We start from the raw sequence: 410 nt of genomic DNA on the forward strand, positions 1-410 counted from the left end.
TTAGCATTCTCAACCGCAAGTTCTGAAGCTGTATTACCGCGTATTATGTTAAAAATGGAGAAATTAGGGGCTCCGAAGGATATTGTATCCTTTGTTATACCTACCGGTTACTCCTTTAACTTAGACGGATCAACGCTATATCAAGCGATTGCAGCATTATTTATTGCGCAAATGTACGGTATTCACCTTAGCATTGGTGAACAAATTACGTTAATGCTTGTATTGATGGTTACTTCGAAAGGGATTGCAGGTGTTCCGGGGGTATCCTTCGTCGTACTGCTAGCCACTTTAGGTACTGTTGGCATTCCATTAGAAGGACTAGCATTTATTGCTGGTATTGACCGTATCCTTGACATGGGACGTACAGTTGTTAACGTAATTGGTAACTCATTAGCGTCATTAGTGATGGC

The 410-nt window shown here is 41.2% G+C and carries 1 protein-coding gene; it reads left to right on the forward strand.

Translation table 11 applies throughout. The features are described 5' to 3' along the window. A partial coding sequence (locus tag ACP3VS_RS24270; protein ID WP_426390300.1) for a cation:dicarboxylate symporter family transporter occupies window positions 1–410 on the forward strand: 410 nt, incomplete at both ends.

It is taken from the genome of Lysinibacillus sp. VIII_CA, assembly GCF_049943995.1.
Lineage (GTDB): Bacteria > Bacillota > Bacilli > Bacillales_A > Planococcaceae > Lysinibacillus > Lysinibacillus pinottii.